At 39.7% G+C, this 16,879-nt stretch carries 16 protein-coding genes and 1 riboswitch; of the genes, 7 read left to right on the top strand and 9 right to left on the bottom strand.

Translation table 11 applies throughout. The features are described 5' to 3' along the window. Window positions 1-133: 133 nt before the first annotated feature. The 5 genes from pnuC to CFS04_RS06950 form a co-directional block, all read right to left on the bottom strand. The gene (gene pnuC, locus CFS04_RS06970; protein ID WP_088809887.1) at window positions 134-850 is read right to left on the bottom strand and encodes a nicotinamide riboside transporter PnuC; all 717 of its coding nucleotides are present in this window, start codon (window positions 848-850) and stop codon (window positions 134-136) included. Continuing rightward, window positions 847-1,932 (bottom strand): AAA family ATPase, encoded by a 1,086-nt coding sequence (locus CFS04_RS06965; protein ID WP_088809886.1) that lies wholly within the window; start codon window positions 1,930-1,932, stop codon window positions 847-849. The genes pnuC and CFS04_RS06965 overlap by 4 nt, the downstream gene beginning before the upstream one ends. Window positions 1,933-2,079: 147 nt before the next feature. After that, entirely contained in the window at window positions 2,080-4,491 is a 2,412-nt protein-coding gene (gene leuS, locus CFS04_RS06960; protein WP_088809885.1) for a leucine--tRNA ligase, read from the bottom strand. A gap of 669 nt (window positions 4,492-5,160) precedes the next feature. Continuing rightward, complete coding sequence (locus tag CFS04_RS06955; RefSeq protein ID WP_088809884.1) at window positions 5,161-6,063, bottom strand: hypothetical protein; 903 nt, start codon at window positions 6,061-6,063, stop codon at window positions 5,161-5,163. 233 nt (window positions 6,064-6,296) lie between these two features. Continuing rightward, window positions 6,297-7,697 (bottom strand): amino acid permease, encoded by a 1,401-nt coding sequence (locus CFS04_RS06950; RefSeq protein WP_088809883.1) that lies wholly within the window; start codon window positions 7,695-7,697, stop codon window positions 6,297-6,299. Window positions 7,698-7,833: 136 nt separating this feature from the next. Between CFS04_RS06950 and CFS04_RS06945 the strand changes: the two genes are divergently transcribed. Both CFS04_RS06945 and CFS04_RS06940 read left to right on the top strand, forming a co-directional pair. Then, window positions 7,834-8,790 carry a TIGR01212 family radical SAM protein gene (locus CFS04_RS06945; RefSeq protein WP_088809882.1) on the top strand — a complete coding sequence of 319 codons (957 nt, stop codon included), beginning with the start codon at window positions 7,834-7,836 and terminating at the stop codon, window positions 8,788-8,790. Next, window positions 8,787-9,359, top strand: a complete 573-nt coding sequence (locus CFS04_RS06940; RefSeq protein ID WP_088809881.1) for a class I SAM-dependent methyltransferase — start codon at window positions 8,787-8,789, stop codon at window positions 9,357-9,359. Before CFS04_RS06945 ends, CFS04_RS06940 begins: the two co-directional genes overlap by 4 nt. Before the next feature lie 19 nt (window positions 9,360-9,378). On the opposite strand, the gene asnB is transcribed toward CFS04_RS06940, so the two are convergent. The 4 genes from asnB to CFS04_RS06920 all read right to left on the bottom strand — a co-directional run bounded on the left by asnB (window position 9,379) and on the right by CFS04_RS06920 (window position 13,527). Continuing rightward, window positions 9,379-11,244, bottom strand: coding sequence for an asparagine synthase (glutamine-hydrolyzing) (gene asnB / locus CFS04_RS06935; RefSeq protein WP_088809880.1), 1,866 nt, complete (start codon window positions 11,242-11,244; stop codon window positions 9,379-9,381). 131 nt (window positions 11,245-11,375) lie between these two features. Beyond that, the gene (gene metK, locus CFS04_RS06930) at window positions 11,376-12,587 is read right to left on the bottom strand and encodes a methionine adenosyltransferase (protein ID WP_088809879.1); all 1,212 of its coding nucleotides are present in this window, start codon (window positions 12,585-12,587) and stop codon (window positions 11,376-11,378) included. Window positions 12,588-12,694: 107 nt separating this feature from the next. Further along, window positions 12,695-12,798: riboswitch (SAM riboswitch) on the bottom strand. A gap of 49 nt (window positions 12,799-12,847) precedes the next feature. Further along, window positions 12,848-13,144 carry a DUF3116 family protein gene (locus CFS04_RS06925; RefSeq protein WP_244169947.1) on the bottom strand — a complete coding sequence of 99 codons (297 nt, stop codon included), beginning with the start codon at window positions 13,142-13,144 and terminating at the stop codon, window positions 12,848-12,850. Next, on the bottom strand, window positions 13,141-13,527 hold the full coding sequence (locus CFS04_RS06920) for a thiol-disulfide oxidoreductase DCC family protein (protein WP_088809878.1): 387 nt from the start codon (window positions 13,525-13,527) through the stop codon (window positions 13,141-13,143). The genes CFS04_RS06925 and CFS04_RS06920 overlap by 4 nt, the downstream gene beginning before the upstream one ends. 114 nt (window positions 13,528-13,641) lie before the next feature. On the opposite strand from CFS04_RS06920, the gene CFS04_RS06915 reads away from it, so the two are divergent. The 5 genes from CFS04_RS06915 (at window position 13,642) to CFS04_RS06900 (ending at window position 16,764) form a co-directional block, all read left to right on the top strand. Further along, a complete protein-coding gene (locus CFS04_RS06915; RefSeq protein ID WP_088809877.1) occupies window positions 13,642-13,950 on the top strand; it encodes a hypothetical protein in 309 nt (102 codons plus the stop codon). Window positions 13,951-14,080: 130 nt separating this feature from the next. Continuing rightward, window positions 14,081-14,293: a helix-turn-helix domain-containing protein gene (locus CFS04_RS06910; protein ID WP_088809876.1), complete on the top strand. Its 213-nt coding sequence runs from the start codon at window positions 14,081-14,083 to the stop codon at window positions 14,291-14,293. A 54-nt stretch (window positions 14,294-14,347) separates the two neighbouring features. After that, window positions 14,348-15,406, top strand: a complete 1,059-nt coding sequence (locus CFS04_RS06905; RefSeq protein ID WP_088809875.1) for a type I restriction endonuclease — start codon at window positions 14,348-14,350, stop codon at window positions 15,404-15,406. Between the two features lie 70 nt (window positions 15,407-15,476). Further along, complete coding sequence (locus CFS04_RS12995) at window positions 15,477-15,614, top strand: hypothetical protein (protein ID WP_162859614.1); 138 nt, start codon at window positions 15,477-15,479, stop codon at window positions 15,612-15,614. Window positions 15,615-15,918: 304 nt separating this feature from the next. Then, window positions 15,919-16,764: a YitT family protein gene (locus tag CFS04_RS06900; RefSeq protein ID WP_088809874.1), complete on the top strand. Its 846-nt coding sequence runs from the start codon at window positions 15,919-15,921 to the stop codon at window positions 16,762-16,764. Window positions 16,765-16,879 lie beyond the last annotated feature (115 nt).

Genomic DNA, 16,879 nt, shown 5'->3' with positions numbered 1-16,879 from the left:
CGACAAGTCGCCCTCCGCAATCGGTCAACCAAATGAAAGACTTGAAAAATCAAGCACCTTCTCATTTGTCACGTTGCGTGTGTGATTTAACACCGTTTATTACTATACCACAAATTGATGCTATTAGTCAATATCATTCCTTATTACTCCGTACCATTTTCGTCCAGTTATACCAGCTATAAACCGAGTTGAACAAATACATGATATACATGACGAGCACGGACATGTTTGTTTCACCTGAATGCGACAGCATCAGCACCCATAATGTAATCGTTAAAATATTTACCACAATCCATAAAAGCCATTGTTCACGAAAACGCAAAATCATTAGGATTTGCGCCACTACAGAAATTATCGTGGTCGCTCCGTCCCAACCGGGCAGGGCGCTTCCGATGCTTCGCAAGTAAATACTGTACAGGATGGTTAAAACAGCCACTAAGACGATACAGATTAGCCACTGGACTAGGGTTAAAGATTTCGCCTCAACTTCTTTTACTTTTGCCTTATTAATTGCATGTTTAGCCGAGTAGTGTCTTTTCCACATGATGAATCCGACAATTTGGACTGGAAGATATAAAATGAGTTGCAGCTGCACTTCGCCGTATAATTTGAACGTGTAGGAAACCCAGGCGTAAGCGAGAACATTAATGAGTCCGAAGAAATAATTGCTTATTTTCCCTTTTCCAACAAAAACAACGCAAAGTATCCCGCTTATCCCAGCGATTAATCCGATAACGGAATCTGGGTATAAGATGTATACCACAATTTGTACGGCAAGAAAAATCGTAATCCATATTTTTTCAAAAGTTGTCCAGCCGTAAAACAACTCCTTTTTTAAAGCTTCAATCATGCAAATTCTCCTTCTGGCTCAATCAAGTTGTCAATTAGCTTGATTGCCGCTTGATACTGTTCATAAAAACTACCTTCTAAAACCGCTACTTTGTCAGAAAGGTTATATTCGGTTAGCGTGTTTAAAAAGTTTTGATGCATTCTTTCGCGTGTGGCATCATCGCTGTAACTCATGTCGCGGAAACCATCATCTACATATCTCGTTGCAGGTGGCAACGTAATAATTAAGTCCCACTCCTGTTTCTCAATATAATGTTTAAACACAACGCGCGCATTCTCCACTTCTTCTTCTGTGCAATAATATTGAATGTAGTTTAGCGTGGTCATCGTGTCGGTATCCGCAATAAACACGCCACTGTTCGCTGGGCTATGTATATGTTTTTTATTATTTTCAAATTGCCCAATTCCAATGTTTAGAAGATCTCTAAAACTTAATTCGTCATCGCGAACATTGTAAGTTTCTTCATATTCGCGCGCGTACTCTAATGAGAAAGACGTTGCATAATGCCGGGCCAAATCACGCGTTAAGGTCGTTTTCCCTGTTGAGGCAGTCCCGTAAATTAGCACCTTTTTAACATAAAATTTTCGAAAAGGTTTCATGATGTAGTCCCAATATTTGACCGGATTTTCGCGACATAAAGTGCCGGAAAGCCCTGTTTTCTTGCGTTCCAGAAACGTTATCACATCTTCTCTAGCTACCCGCTTTTGGAGTTCTTGCTGATATTCTGGTTCCCCTACATAATAGTTTCGCGGGCTATTTGTGAGTAGCTCTTTTGCCAGTATTGTTTGCAAGAGCGCCCACCATTCTTCCCAACCATTCACATCAGCGGAAATATACGCCGGAATATCCTTTTCATCTAGTTTAATAACTTGTACCATTTCGTCATCTTTAAATAGCTCTCTCATGGCTCTAAATCTATCGGTTAAACCCATGCCGCTACTGCCACCACGATCTCCGTCGTAGCCTGACACAACGACAACAACACCCTCCTCACATTCGCGTTTTGCACGAATGACTAGCTCATAATGCCCAATATGACAGGGGGCAAATGTGCCAAAATAAATACCAATTCCATTATGCATGTGTCCACCTTCTTTTGCTGATTTATTTTTTATGTTTATTCATAATAGTAGCGAACTCGTATAGGAAAGTAAATAGCCGATTCCAACTGTTCGTAAAAAAATACTTGTTTACACAAAAAAAGAAGGGGAAAACTCCCCTCCTCAGCATTAATTTGCTACAATATTGACCAACTTTCCAGGAACAGCAATCACTTTACGAATAGTTTTGCCCTCTAGTTCCGCTTGGATGCGTTCATGTTGTTTAGCAAATTCCTCTAATTCTTCTTTTGGCATTGCTTTTGCAACAATTGCTTTTGCTTTCACTTTGCCGTTCACTTGAAGCACAATTTCCACTTCGTCTTCAATTAGTTTTGACTCATCAAACGTTGGCCACACCGCGTATGCGATAGATTCGTTATGCCCAAGAATGGACCAAAGTTCTTCCCCTACATGCGGTGCAATTGGGGCAAGGAGTTTTACGAAGCCTTCTGCATATTCTGTTGGCACCGTTTCTGCTTTATATGCTTCGTTCACAAAAATCATTAGCGCCGAAATCCCGGTGTTAAAGCGCAGATTTTCGTAATCATTCGTCACACTTTTCACCATTTGATGGTACGCACGTTCAAGCTTGCCATCGTTCGCTTTTGTCACTTTTGCTTGCAAATTGCCTGCGTCAGAAACAAAAAGTCGGTATGCCCGGTCGAGGAACTTCCGCGCACCTTCAAGCCCGTTTTCACTCCAAGCGATAGAAGCTTCAAGCGGTCCCATGAACATTTCATACAAGCGCAGCGTGTCCGCCCCGTATTTTTCAACGACTTCATCAGGATTTACAACATTGCCGCGAGATTTCGACATTTTCTCGTTGTTTTCGCCCAAAATCATTCCTTGGTTAAAAAGTTTTTGGAATGGCTCTTTCGTAGGAACAACCCCAATGTCATACAGGAATTTGTGCCAGAAGCGCGCGTATAGCAAGTGAAGAACGGCATGCTCTGCGCCGCCGATATATACATCAACGGGAAGCCACGCTTTTAGTTTTTCAGGGTCCGCGATTTTGTCCGCATTTTTCGGATCGATATAACGCAAGAAATACCAGCTGGAGCCAGCCCATTGCGGCATTGTATTCGTTTCACGACGCCCTTTCCGACCATTTTCATCGACCACATTTACCCAATCCGTCAGATTGGCAAGTGGTGATTCGCCTGTACCAGATGGCTTAATTTCTGTTGCTTTTGGCAAAAGAAGGGGCAATTCATTTTCAGGTACAAGTGTCGATTCGCCGTCTTCCCAGTGGATAACTGGAATTGGTTCGCCCCAATAACGCTGGCGGCTAAAGAGCCAGTCGCGCAAACGATACGTTGTTTTTCTCGTACCCGAACCATCTGCCTCTAGCCAGTCACAAATTTTCGAAATAGCATCTGCTTGATTCAAACCGTTCAAGAAATCGGAGTTCACATGTTCACCGTCGCCGCTATAAGCCGCGTTTGAAACGTCGCCACCCTTCACAACTTCCACAATTGCAAGATTAAACTGCTTGGCAAATTCATGGTCGCGCTCATCATGCCCCGGAACCGCCATCACAGCACCCGTGCCGTATTGAATGAGCACGTAATCCGCAATCCAAATCGGCATTTTTGCGCCATTAACTGGATTTATCGCATACGCTCCTGTAAAGACACCTGTTTTTTCTTTGGCTAAATCCGTACGTTCTAGTTCACTTTTTAGTTCCACCTTTTCGCGATACGAAATGACAGCCTCTTTCTGTTCGGGTGTCGTAATGACGTCTACCAAATCATGCTCAGGAGCAAGCACCGCATAAGTCGATCCAAAAAGTGTATCTGGACGTGTTGTAAAGACAGCAAATGATTGGTCCGTGCCATCAATCGCGAAATTAACTTCCGCACCAACCGATTTCCCAATCCAGTTGCGCTGCATGTCCTTAATGTTTTCCGGCCAGTCGACAAGCTCCAAGTCGTCTAGCAAGCGATCAGCATAAGCGGTAATTTTAAGCATCCACTGACGCATTGGTTTACGAAAGACTGGATGTCCGCCGCGTTCACTTTTTCCGTCAATGACTTCTTCATTCGCTAGCACCGTTCCAAGCGCCGGGCACCAGTTTACTGCCACTTCTGCTTCATATGCCAAGCCTTTTTCAAACAATTTTTCAAAAATCCACTGCGTCCATTTATAGTATTCTGGGTCTGTCGTATTAATTTCACGTTCCCAGTCATAAGAAAAACCTAGCGATTTAATTTGACGCGTAAAGTTTTCAATATTGTGCGCTGTAAATTCAGCTGGGTCATTCCCCGTATCAATCGCATACTGTTCGGCGGGCAAACCAAACGCATCCCAGCCCATCGGATGAAGCACGTTGTAGCCTTGCGCCCGTTTCATGCGCGACAAAATATCCGTCGCCGTGTAACCTTCTGGGTGCCCAACATGCAGACCTGCTCCAGACGGGTATGGGAACATATCAAGCGCATAAAAGTTTTTCTTATTCGCATCTTCCGTCGTACGGAATGTTTTCTTTTCGTCCCAATATTTTTGCCATTTTGGTTCAACTACTTTGTGATTAAAACTCATTTTTTCTCCCTCTCTCTACCTATTTTTTGAGATGCACAAAATAAAAAGCCTTCCGCCCCAATAGCATACTTGCTATGGGACGAAAGACTATTGCTTCCGCGGTACCACCCAAATTAGTGACATTCACTCAACTTTATCATCCTTAACGCGGATAACGTGCGAATTTTTGTAAAGGCAAGTTCACCCGTCCTCTTGTTCAGCTCACACCAACCGCTGACTCTCTAAGCAAAAGAAACTTGGACTACTACTCCTTTTATCGCATCTCATTTTGAAGTTAGCTTCATTGTAGCTGATTTTCACGCTTTTGGCAAGGCTCCTTTTCAATCAAATTCTCTATCCTTCTTCATAAGTCTGTATTAGCTAATCTCTTAATTTTACCCCAATACACAATCATAATTATCAATCCATATATAAAAATATCAACTGCAATAATACTTATTACAACGAAGCTTGGCACTACAAAAAGTGGTAATAGTGACAGCATAATAAATATGACAGAGCTCACAATCAAGCCAATTCCATAATTTCGACTAATAATATCTAAGTAGATATGCGAAATAATATTATTCTTATATTCCATTAGTTTCAAGATAGACATTTCTTTTTTATTCGAATTTAAAAAGTTAGGAAAATGATACGCTTGGATTCACGAAACTTCCACTAATTTTGTCATTTGTTCTGTCTTTCGCCTAATTCATATACATTATCTGATGTAAAAAAACTTATTTTATCATTATTTTCTTGATAGCCTAAATAGTCATTGTAGCTCAATAAAATGTTGTTTGTAGATAAGTCTTCTACTGTAAATTCTCCATCTGCCATTACTTGCAAGAGATATGTATCTGAAATAATCTTTGCTGTGGTTGTTCCTTCGGCTAATTTTTTTATTTGTTTTGTACCACTATACAAATAATTCTTTTTCGTATAAACAATTTCTTCTTTATTTGTGCTAAGGGAATTCTCATCTACATCAGTTGCAATTAAATTAAATTCAGATAACATTTTATTTGTTTTGTATAGATTTGCCATTTTATTTTCATGAAGTAGTGTATAAATATCCCCGTTATCGGTCGAAATTCCCGAAAAAACCTTTTTAGCCTTATCACTTAATTCTAAATTCATTTTTTTAATTTTCCCGGACCGATCAATTTCCAGTAAATCAACAAGCTCATTTGTATCATCCAAATATTTAACAACAATAAATAAGTGCTCATCCCCGATACTTGCTAAAGGAAAAAGAGCTTCTTTATCACTCTTTAAATGATATATACTACTGTAAGAATCACCAGCTTTTTTTAGGATTTCAAAATTATTTGATATTGAATTTCCTGAAGTGATATATTTAGCTGATTTAAAGAACGTATATTGAAACTGATTACTACGCAAATCCCATGGTTCTAAAGCTGACTTTTCAGACATATCAAATTTAATTAGCTTCGCTCCGTCGTATACGAGTTTAATATTTTTATTGACCTCATTACTGTTGCTTACTTCATCATTTTGGTTTTTAGAACATCCAGAGATGGTCAAAACTGCAAGTAGAAACATTAAAAAAGCTATTTTCTTTAACATTATGTTCTCCTATGTTTGTTTTTTTGTAAGGCTAGTAATTGTAAATAGAAGCTGCTACCACATGAGGTTATCTTCCCTTTATTCCTTGAAATAAAATAAGATGTTGCACAGGTAGCAGCTTTTATCTATTTTACAACCTAAGCAATTAGTCCTACTTTACTACAGAAACCAAAATTAAGCAAATTGTGTATATTTTTATACAAAATAGCCTATTTCTTATATTCTCAAAAGATTTATCTAGTTTGCCCTTTTTTCATTAAAGGATAAAGTATGAAGCCGAGTAGGAACAAGCCCAGACTGAGGCCGAATACGATTAGATTTTCCGTGCCGCTTTTAATGATCCATGCGCTATAAATTAGAGCGAGTAGCGCGATTACACCATCTGTGACACGTTTTGTGCGCGCCGAACGCTCGTAGCCTGAACCGGTTAGCACGAGTTTCAATTGGAAAATTGGTGAAATGAAATACTGCACGAGAAAGGCCAGCGTGGAAACTTTTACGACGAAATCGTACGCGACGGCGATGCTGCCTGATAGCGTTGATAAAATGAATAATTGTGACGCTAAACACGTTAAAACGAGCGCGCGCACTGGTGTGCCGTTTTGATTTACCTTTTTCAAATAAGGGAGGAAAAGTCCATTTTTTGCAGCCTGATGCGGGGCTTCGGAACTAAGCATAATCCAGCCAATTGTGGAGCCGAACAGGCAAATGAGCGCTAGAACAGCCATGACGGCGGAACCACCACTGCCAATGACCGAATTGAGCGCATCTGCAAGCGGGCTCGCGCTCCCGAGTAACTGCTCTTTTGGAATGAGTCCGAGAGTTAAAACCGAGATGGAGATATACAGCAAGACGGAAATCACCAAACCTGAAATCGTCGCTGCTTGAATAGTACGGCCTGATTTGGCACGACCTGCAAACATCATCGCGGATTCAATGCCGATAAACGCCCAGAGCGTCACAATTGCGGCTTTGTTAACTTGTGATAGAAGTCCGTTTTCAAGGCCATTTGCATCATAAACGGGGTGATAAAATGCGCCCATTTTGGCGGACTGGAAGGCGAAGACGGCAACGATGATGAATAAAAAGAAGCCAATGACTTTGGCGATGGTGGCGATTAAATTGATTTTTCCAGCTGCACTTACGCCGCGTGAAATGATGAATGCTACGCCCCAAAGTAAGACGGAACATACGAAAAATGTCACGAGCTGACCTTCTGCTAGCTTGAAGCCTCCGATTTGAACCAAAGTATCAGTGCTGTTTAATATTGGAAAAAACACGGATAAGTAGCCGGCAAATGAAGTGATAATCGACACGTTCCCTGCCCAGTTTGCTACCCAATAACTCCAAACGGCGATGAAGCCGGCCATTTGTTTCGCGTTTTGATTTTTAAATAAGGCATAGGCATGGCTCTGCGCCCCGCTTGTTAAGTCTGGTCTTCTGACCGCTAAATTTCCGAAGACAAGGGCGATCATTAAAACGCCAAGTCCCGTAATCGACCACGCCAGCAAAATTGCGAGCGGACTTGCGACTTCTGCCATTTGGCGTGGAAGCATAAAGATGCCTGAACCAATCATATTTCCGATGACGAGGGCTGTTAAAATAAAAAAGCCCATTTTCTTTTTTTGCGACATATTTGTAACTCCTTTTTCAATTTAACCTATTATCACGTTACCAAGAGAAAGCATAACTAAATATAGCAAACTTTATTTTATGCGTCAACTATTTGTGGTAAACTAAACACATTGAACAAAAAGGAGTAGAAGTATTGTGACACAAGTAAATCCCTTTCCTTATAGCCGCGACAACAAGCGGTACCATACGTGGAATTATTGTCTCCGCGAACAATTTGGCATGAAAATTTTTAAAGTAGCACTCGACGGCGGCTTCGATTGCCCGAATCGTGATGGCACAGTCGCGCGCGGTGGTTGCACATTTTGTAGCGCTGCTGGTTCTGGCGATTTTGCTGGCGACCGCAATTTTGACTTGAAAACACAATTCGATGAGGTGCGGAGTAAAATGCATCATAAATGGAAAGACGGCAAATATATTGCTTTCTTCCAAGCCTTTACAAATACCCATGCGCCCGTCTCCGTTTTACGCGAAAAGTATGAAACGGTTATGAACGAGGAAGGTGTTGTTGGGCTTTCGATTGCGACTCGCCCAGACTGTTTGCCAGACGATGTGGTGGAATATTTGGCGGAATTAAATGAACGCACCTATTTATGGGTTGAGCTTGGTCTTCAGTCGGCGCACGATGAAACGGGGAAACTCATCAATCGCGCTCATGATTATGAGACTTATTTGGAAGGTGTCGCCAAACTACACGCAAAAGGCATTCGCGTTTGTACGCACATCATTAATGGGCTTCCAAAAGAAACACCAGAAATGATGCTTGAAACTGCACAAAAAGTAGCGGAAAGCGGCGTTGAAGGTATTAAAATCCACCTCCTCCACCTTCTAAAAGGCACGCCGATGGTTCTGGATTATAAGCGTGGCGACTTGAAATTTTTGTCGCAAGAAGACTATGTAAAGCTCGTTTGTGACCAACTTGAGCTTTTGCCAAAAGAGATGGTTATTCACCGCATCACGGGTGACGGCGGCGTTAGCGATTTGATTGGCCCCATGTGGAGTCTGAACAAGTTTGAGGTGTTAAACGCCATTGATCAAGAGCTCGTCTTTCGAAACAGCTATCAAGGAAAACATTTTTCGGGGGTAAAAGCATGAATTTAGACGGGATTCTTCCCTTTAGTCACGGTTTACTGAAAAAGATTATTTTCCCCGGTGACGCAGTGATTGACGCGACTTGCGGCAACGGGCACGACACACTTTTCCTCGCTGAATTAGTCGGCACAAATGGGTGCGTGTACGCGTTTGATATTCAAAACGAAGCCGTCCAAAATACTGCTACTAGACTCACCGAAGCAAATTGTTCCGCGCAAGTAAAACTATTTCAAAAAAGCCATGCGGAAATCGAAAATTGCGTCCCCGTACCAATTAAAGCTGCTATCTATAATCTTGGCTACCTACCAGGTGGCAACAAGTCCATTACAACGCTAAGCGAAACAACAATCTCAAGCATCGAGCAAGCGCTAGCGAAACTTCTTCCCGGTGGCATTGTCATTTTAGTCATCTACCGCGGTCATGACGCTGGAAAAACCGAAAAAAAAGCCGTTCTAAATTACGCTGAATCTTTGCCACAAAAGGACTTCCACGTTCTCAGATACGGTTTCATCAATCAACAAAACAATCCACCATTTGTTGTTGCGATTGAAAAAAGAGAGCGAAAAAATTAATTTCCGCTCTCTTTTTCATTTATTTATTAAAATCATACTTTTCTTCAATATAAATGGAATACCAAATCATGAAGATGATGACCGTCCAAATTTTACGGCTGTAATCATGTTTCCCTGCGCAATGATCATCAAGTAGTTGTAACACGTACTCTTTGTTAATTAAATGCCCCGTTCCCGATTCATGAATAATCGTTTTAACCCACTCATTCATTTCCTCTTTTAGCCAGTGGCGAATTGGAACCGGGAATCCTAGTTTACGACGATTTAAAACGTGTGCGGGAACAAAAGTCTCTGCCGCTTTACGTAAAATATATTTCGTCGTTCCGTTTGTCGTCTTAAGCGATGCGGGAATTTGTTTCGCAACGTTAAACACTTCTTTATCCAAGAAAGGAACGCGCACTTCAAGTGAATTCGCCATCGTCATGCGGTCAGCTTTTAGCAAAATATCGCCGCGAAGCCATGTATGCATGTCGATGTATTGCATCCGCTCGACTGGTCCGTAGTGTTTCGTTTCATCATAGAACGGTTTAGTGATGTTCGTATAATCGTGACCTTCGATGTAGCCGGGCAGTAAAATGCGTTTTTCAGCTTCGGTAAACATCTTCGCATTGCCGATATAACGTTCTTCCATTGGCGTTGTGCCGCGTTCTAGGAAGCTTTTACCGCGCATTCCTTCTGGCATCACTTTAGCAACGCCGCCAAGCATCGATTTGAAGACGCCGGGCATTTTGTTGAACATGGAAAGTGAATTCGGTTCGTTGTAAATGTTATAACCGCCGAACAATTCGTCTGCGCCTTCGCCTGAAAGTGCTACGGTTACTTGTTTGCGCGCTTCACGTGATAAGAAGTAAAGCGGAATCGCCGCTGGATCGGCAAGTGGGTCATCCATATGCCAAACAATTTTCGGCAGTTCGTCCATGTATTCTTGCGGTGTAATCACATAGCTAATGTTTTCTACGCCAAGTTTATCTGCGGTTTCCTTTGCAACATCAATTTCGCTAAAGCCATCTCGTTCAAATCCGACCGAGAATGTTTTAATCGCTGGGTGGTATTCTTTCGCAATCGCCGCAATAATCGAGGAGTCAATTCCACCAGAAAGAAATGAACCGACGGGCACATCAGAGCGCATGTGCATTTTGACAGAGTCGTACATGACATCGCGGATTTCTTTAATAAACGTGTCCTCGGACTTAGAAACGGCTGCAAATTCAGGTTTGAAATACTGCGTAAACTGCATGTCTTCCCCTATTTTTTTAGTAAAATAATGTCCTGGTAGTAGACGTTTGACTTCCGTCGTAAGTGTGTCAGGTTCTGGCACAAATTGATACGTCATATAATTTTGTAAGGAAACTTCATCTAATTTTTTATTTTTCAGTGCGTGTAAAATCGATTTTTTCTCCGAACCCATATAAAGTTTGCCGTTTTCTTCTGCATAAAAGAATGGCTTAATTCCGAATGGATCACGCGCGCCGTAAACGGTATTTTCCACTTTATCCCAAATGACAAAGCCAAACATTCCGCGCAGTTTTTCGGCAGTCTTCTCTTTATATTTCGCATATGTAGCGATGATAACTTCTGTATCACTTTCGGTTTCAAACGATAAGCCGTCTGCTTTAAGTGATGCACGAAGTTCCACATAATTATAAACTTCTCCGTTAAAGATAATCCAATAACGTTCGTTTTCGTACGTTAACGGTTGGTGACCGTTTTCCACATCAATAATACTTAAACGTCTAAACCCGAACTGAACGTGCTCATCGGTATAGTATCCTTCATCATCAGGTCCACGATGGGTAATCATATCATTCATTTCTTTAAACGTTTGTTTTTCTTCACCAGTAATTTCAGCAATGCGGTCATGAACGCATCCTACAAATCCACACATTCTGACATTCTCCTCTATTTTAAATTTCATTTGATTTCTCAATTACACAACGTCTATCATATCATAAAGCACGACGATTTGCACAGTTTCAATAATAAAAAAACGCCGCTAAAAGAAGCAGCGTTTCGAAATTATAGTTTACTTGCAAGTTGATTTAAGAAAGCCTTTAAGTCGGTTACTTTATTTGTTTCCTCCCACGGCAAGTTTAAATCAGAACGTCCAAAATGTCCAAATGCTGCTGTCTGCCGGTAAATTGGGCGTTGCAAGTCAAGCATTTTAATAATCCCCGCGGGACGCAAATCAAAATTGGCACGTACAGCTGCAATTAAATCTTTTTCAGAATAATCACTTGTTCCGTAGGTCTCAATAGAAATCGAAACTGGGTGTGCGACGCCAATTGCGTAGGCTAACTGTACTTCTACCTTTTTCGCCAGTCCAGCTGCTACAATATTTTTAGCCACATAACGGGCTGCATAGGCACCGGAACGGTCAACTTTGGTCGGATCTTTACCGGAGAAAGCGCCGCCGCCGTGCCTTGCATAACCGCCGTAAGTGTCTACGATAATTTTCCGCCCAGTGAGCCCCGCATCGCCTTGCGGGCCGCCAATAACAAACCGACCTGTCGGGTTAATGAAATATTTTGTTTCCGCGTCTAACAAGTTTTCCTCGATGACCGCATGAATGACTTTTTTAAGCATGTCCTCACGTATCGTGTCATTTGAAATCTCAGGATGATGTTGCGTAGAAATGACAATCGTGTCGATGCGCACAGGCTGGTTGTTTTCATCATATTCTACAGTCACCTGTGTTTTGGCATCAGGGCGCAAATAATCAAGCGTTTTGGATTTCCTTAACTCAGCAATTTTTCGTGATAACGCATGCGCTAAATGAATCGGTAGCGGCATTAAATCCTCTGTTTCATCTGTCGCAAAACCGAACATCAAGCCTTGATCGCCGGCTCCAGTCGCAAGTAAATCTGTTTCCTTTTCTCCGTTTCGCGATTCCAAAGATTCATCAACGCCCTGCGCAATGTCGGGCGACTGCTCATCAATCGCTGTTAAAACGGCACATGTTTCTGCATCAAAACCATATTTAGCACGCGTATAGCCGATTTCCTTAATCGTTTGTCTAACAATTTTCGGGATGTCCACATAAACAGATGTTGTAATCTCACCTGCTACAAGAACGAGTCCAGTTGTCACGGTCGTTTCACAAGCGACACGCGCATCTGGATCTTTTGCGATAATAGCGTCTAAAATTGCATCAGAAATTTGGTCTGCAATTTTATCTGGGTGCCCGTCAGAAACAGATTCTGACGTGAATAAATGACGATTTTCAGTCATTTGATAGTTCCTCCTTTTAATCTCTTCCATCCGCGTATGGCAAGAAAAAAAGCCCTATTCTCTACATAGACAGGCATAGAGAAAAGGCTTGAAAGTTCGTACCTTCGCTCTCATCGGTCAGGATTTCTCCTGCTCAGGTTAGCACCTTACAACAAAAAGTGTAGGTTGCTGGGCTTCAAAGGGCCAGTCCCTCTACCGCTCTGGATAAGAGTTGATTTCGTTCTTTTTTAGAATAACATACGGAACATACCGTTGCAACCCTAATTTACTGTTAAAAATTCCGGCCATTCATTTGGTGGCACATCCTTGTACTTTTCATATAATAAATCGCCTTTTTCTGTTCTGCTGTAACGGATGCCGTGGTTGCTGTGGTAGCGAAAAACATATCCGGCTTCTTCTAGTTGGTAAATCGTCCATAAAAAATCCGTTTTACTTGGCAAATTCATCCTACCTGATTTTGAACGATCGTTGACAAGTTCATGAATGTTCGATTCACTTTTATAGACGTTTTCAATAATTTTAAAGGCTAAATTAAATGGCATTTCCAAACTATTCACGCTTCCCTCTTCAAACACTTCACATTTTTATGCGGCAGATATTTTCTAATATAATACATTATTCTACCACGTTTTCGCGCAATTAAGCGATATATTTTTCTGCCAAAAAAAGGAATTCCCGGAAGATATAAGGCTACAGCTAGCCATTTCCAATAAGGTAAGCGCATGAGGATTTTGCGTACGGCATAAAAGCCGCGATAAATACGCCCATTTTCGCTTATAACATGCAACTGTTCGTGTAGTTCACTTGCTGAAAAATAGCTCCCTTTGTATGTTTGAAGCGGCTGCCATTTTAGCTGGCCTTTTTTGTCTAATTTCATCATTATTCGTTTGACTTCCTTGCAAAATTCGCAATTTCCATCATAAAAAACGATATCTTTCATCGACAAAACCTCCTAGTATTTTTCTTTCCCCTTATCATATTTTTAAACCTGTGGTATGATAGAATGGTTAAAATTAGAAAAATATATTCGAAATTAACGATAAGGAGAAGAAACATGACATTAATTCCACTAACTTTAATTATTTTTGCAGGCTTTGTTGCGGCTCTGCTTTTATTTGAATTCATTGTGAAATGGCGCTGGTTTAAGTACTTTTTGGCGACGGTAGGTTTAGTAGCCAGTGGCATCATATTTTTTATCAGCTTTTATGGTGGTGGTATGAAACAAACCGAAATTGCAATTGCATTATTCTTAGCAAGCTTTGGCGAATACGTCATTTCCCTCATCATCAGCCTTATTTCACTCATTAAAAGAAAATCAAATACGCCTAAGAAAAAGGCAACTAAAAAAACCGGTCATGCTTAAATCTAGCATAACCGGTTTTTTTAGTGTCATGTAATATTTTAATACAATTTAAGATGTTACACTTTTCGTTTAACAAACTATATTTTCTGTTTATATATTGTATAATTCTAACTATGAGGGAGGTACCAGTATGACCATTTTAAGTGAACGACTCACAAGCTTACGCGAAGACAGAGGTTGGACAAAAACGCTGGTTATACATAAGCTTGGTTTGAAAAATTTAGGTACTTATGCTAACTGGGAATACGGGACACGTGAACCTGATGCCCAAATGATTGTAAAACTTTCTGATTTATATGACGTAAGTACAGATTATTTACTCGGGAAAAGCAATACATCCTAAACATGCTTTTGACTATCAAAATAATCACATTATAATAATAGGAGATGAAGGATATTGGATTTTGAACAGTTTTCTAAGACACTTTTTTCTGTAAGCGCACGTGTAGAGCAATTAGAGGAAAATATTACTACAGAGGAAGCCACAAAAACATCATTAATTATGCCCTTCTTTCAAACTCTAGGTTATGATATTTTCAATCCCTTAGAGTTTTCACCAGAATACATTGCTGATGTAGGTATAAAAAAGGGAGAAAAAGTAGATTACGCCATATTAGAAGATGGGAAACCACTTATTTTAATTGAAGCTAAATCAATCAATGAAAAATTGAACAACCACGATTCTCAACTGTTTCGATATTTTGGGACAACCTCTGCTAAAATCGGAATATTGACAAATGGTAACGAATATCGTTTTTATACTGATTTAGATGAAACGAATAAAATGGATAGTAAACCTTTCTTCTCGTTTCACTTAACCGAATTAAAAGATGGACAAGAAGCTGAAATTTTCAAGTTTCATAAAGAACAATTTGACCTAATCAATATCTCGAAAGCAGCTTCTGATCTTAAATATCTTGGAGCTATAAAAGAATTTCTAACCAAACAATTAAATGACCCTAGTGAAGAGTTTGTAAAATTTATTATGACCGAAATTTATGAGGGGAAAAAGTCAAAAGCTGTAATTGATAAATTCACACCAGTTATCAAAAAAGGATTTAGACAATTTATTTCTGAACAAGTGAATAGTAAGTTAAATGCTGCCCTAAATAATTCTGTAAACTTAAGCAAAGAAGATGAAGAAACTAGTCTACATGAAACAAACGAAAAAGAAACTATAACAACCGAAGAAGAAATTGAAGCTTTTGCTACAACGAAACTAGTATTAAAAGATTCAATCGATTTGGAACGACTTTACTACAGAGATAACAAATCATATTTCAACATTCTCATTGATGATAATATTCGTAAATGGATTCTTAGACTTTATATTAATAACTCCCGTAAGTTTATTATTTTAAATGATGAAAAGAAAACTGAACTTGAGCTAGTGAATGTCACAGATATTTTTAACTATAAAGAAAAAATCACACCCATTGTTGAAAAATATTTATAAAAATAGCTACTTAGGCAAAGCATGTGGTACACTAATACTATAATAATTCACTACCTAGGGGGCGATTTTCATGAAGCAAACATTGCTGATTGTGATGGCAATCGTTTTTCCTGCAACTTTAGGAGCTATTGTAGCGCTTCAAGTTTACAAGAAAAAGACGGCCACTTATATGCCGCTAAAAAATGAATTTGTTCATTGGAAAAAGTAATCATCAAAGGAGGATTTCCACATGAAAAAAGCAGAAAGTGAAAAGCCACTTGTTATAAAAATTGTCATCTCTGTTTTGTTAGGGCTTGTTTTACTTAATCTTATGCCTATTCTAGCGATATTTTCTTAAAAAAATTGAGTTGCCATTTTAAAAATTTTATGCTAATTTAGTAATAGAATTTATGTTTTTATGGTGAGACAGTTAACGGCGATTGCCTTAATGCTTTTTTACAAAAAGACTCCGACACCCTTTTGGGATGCTCGGGGTCTTTTTCTGCTCACTAGGAAAAGAGAGGGGTTATACTATGAATAAAAAATGGGCTTTTAATTTTGCGAAAATTATTATAGGGGCGCTTATTTTTTCGCTAGCAGTAAACGTTTTTGCGATTCCAAACCATCTCGGTGAAGGTGGTGTTACGGGACTTACGATGATTTTATACTACACACTTGGAATTGCACCGGCTATTACTACTTTAATTTTCAATGGGATTTTGCTTATTATCGGATATAAATTTTTGGATCGGTTGACGATTATTCTTACAATTATAGCCATTATTTTTACATCACTTTTTTTACGTCTAACCGAAAATATAACCTTTGTAACTGACCAAACGATTATCGCAGCTATTTTTGCTGGCGTGTTAATGGGATTTGGTATGGGACTTATTATGCACGGTGGTGGAACAACAGCAGGAAGTGCCATTTTAGCTAAAATTGCGAATAAATATCTTGGCTGGAATACAAGTTATGCGCTCCTCTTTTTTGACCTCATCGTTGTCATTCCCTCAACTTTTATTATTGGCTTACAAAACATGCTTTTCACAATTGTTTCACTCTATGTTTCTACAAAAGTACTCGACTTAATTTTAGAAGGCTTTAATCCTAAAAAATCCGTTACTATCATTTCAGATAAATATGAAGATATCGCTCGTGAAATTGATTTAAAAATCGGTCGTGGCATGACTCTGTTTGACGGACAAGGCTATTATAAAAAAGAAGATAAGAAAATTCTTTATATCGTCATTAGCAGACAGCAACTTTTGCCACTTACCAAAATTGTTAACAAACATGATGAAAAAGCCTTTTTCATTATTAATGATGCCCAAAGTGTTGTTGGTGAAGGGTTTACAAAACAAATAACAAGTGAATAAATTGATTTTTTATGCTAAAATAAGTTCGATTCAATAAACAAGTGAGGCGATTTTATGAAGTTTTCTACTATTCCCTTTCGTTTCCTCCTTGTTGTTAGCTTATTATTTAGTATTT

Origin of the sequence: Listeria sp. ILCC796 (genome assembly GCF_900186175.1) — a bacterium.
GTDB classification, from domain to species: Bacteria; Bacillota; Bacilli; order Lactobacillales; family Listeriaceae; genus Listeria; species Listeria goaensis.
This window is presented reverse-complemented; position numbering and strand designations above follow the sequence as displayed.

What these genes read in the sequence shown, in the direction of transcription:
- asnB (WP_088809880.1), bottom strand. Translation starts at nt 11,244, where the DNA reads ATGTGTGGATTTGTAGGATGCGTTCATGACCGCATTGCTGAAATTACT.
- CFS04_RS06910 (WP_088809876.1), top strand. Translation starts at nt 14,081, where the DNA reads ATGACCATTTTAAGTGAACGACTCACAAGCTTACGCGAAGACAGAGGT.
- CFS04_RS06950 (WP_088809883.1), bottom strand. Translation starts at nt 7,697, where the DNA reads ATGTCGCAAAAAAAGAAAATGGGCTTTTTTATTTTAACAGCCCTCGTC.
- CFS04_RS06915 (WP_088809877.1), top strand. Translation starts at nt 13,642, where the DNA reads ATGACATTAATTCCACTAACTTTAATTATTTTTGCAGGCTTTGTTGCG.
- CFS04_RS06900 (WP_088809874.1), top strand. Translation starts at nt 15,919, where the DNA reads ATGAATAAAAAATGGGCTTTTAATTTTGCGAAAATTATTATAGGGGCG.
- CFS04_RS06955 (WP_088809884.1), bottom strand. Translation starts at nt 6,063, where the DNA reads ATGTTAAAGAAAATAGCTTTTTTAATGTTTCTACTTGCAGTTTTGACC.
- CFS04_RS06965 (WP_088809886.1), bottom strand. Translation starts at nt 1,932, where the DNA reads ATGCATAATGGAATTGGTATTTATTTTGGCACATTTGCCCCCTGTCAT.
- CFS04_RS06940 (WP_088809881.1), top strand. Translation starts at nt 8,787, where the DNA reads ATGAATTTAGACGGGATTCTTCCCTTTAGTCACGGTTTACTGAAAAAG.
- pnuC (WP_088809887.1), bottom strand. Translation starts at nt 850, where the DNA reads ATGATTGAAGCTTTAAAAAAGGAGTTGTTTTACGGCTGGACAACTTTT.
- CFS04_RS12995 (WP_162859614.1), top strand. Translation starts at nt 15,477, where the DNA reads ATGAAGCAAACATTGCTGATTGTGATGGCAATCGTTTTTCCTGCAACT.
- leuS (WP_088809885.1), bottom strand. Translation starts at nt 4,491, where the DNA reads ATGAGTTTTAATCACAAAGTAGTTGAACCAAAATGGCAAAAATATTGG.
- metK (WP_088809879.1), bottom strand. Translation starts at nt 12,587, where the DNA reads ATGACTGAAAATCGTCATTTATTCACGTCAGAATCTGTTTCTGACGGG.
- CFS04_RS06920 (WP_088809878.1), bottom strand. Translation starts at nt 13,527, where the DNA reads ATGAAAGATATCGTTTTTTATGATGGAAATTGCGAATTTTGCAAGGAA.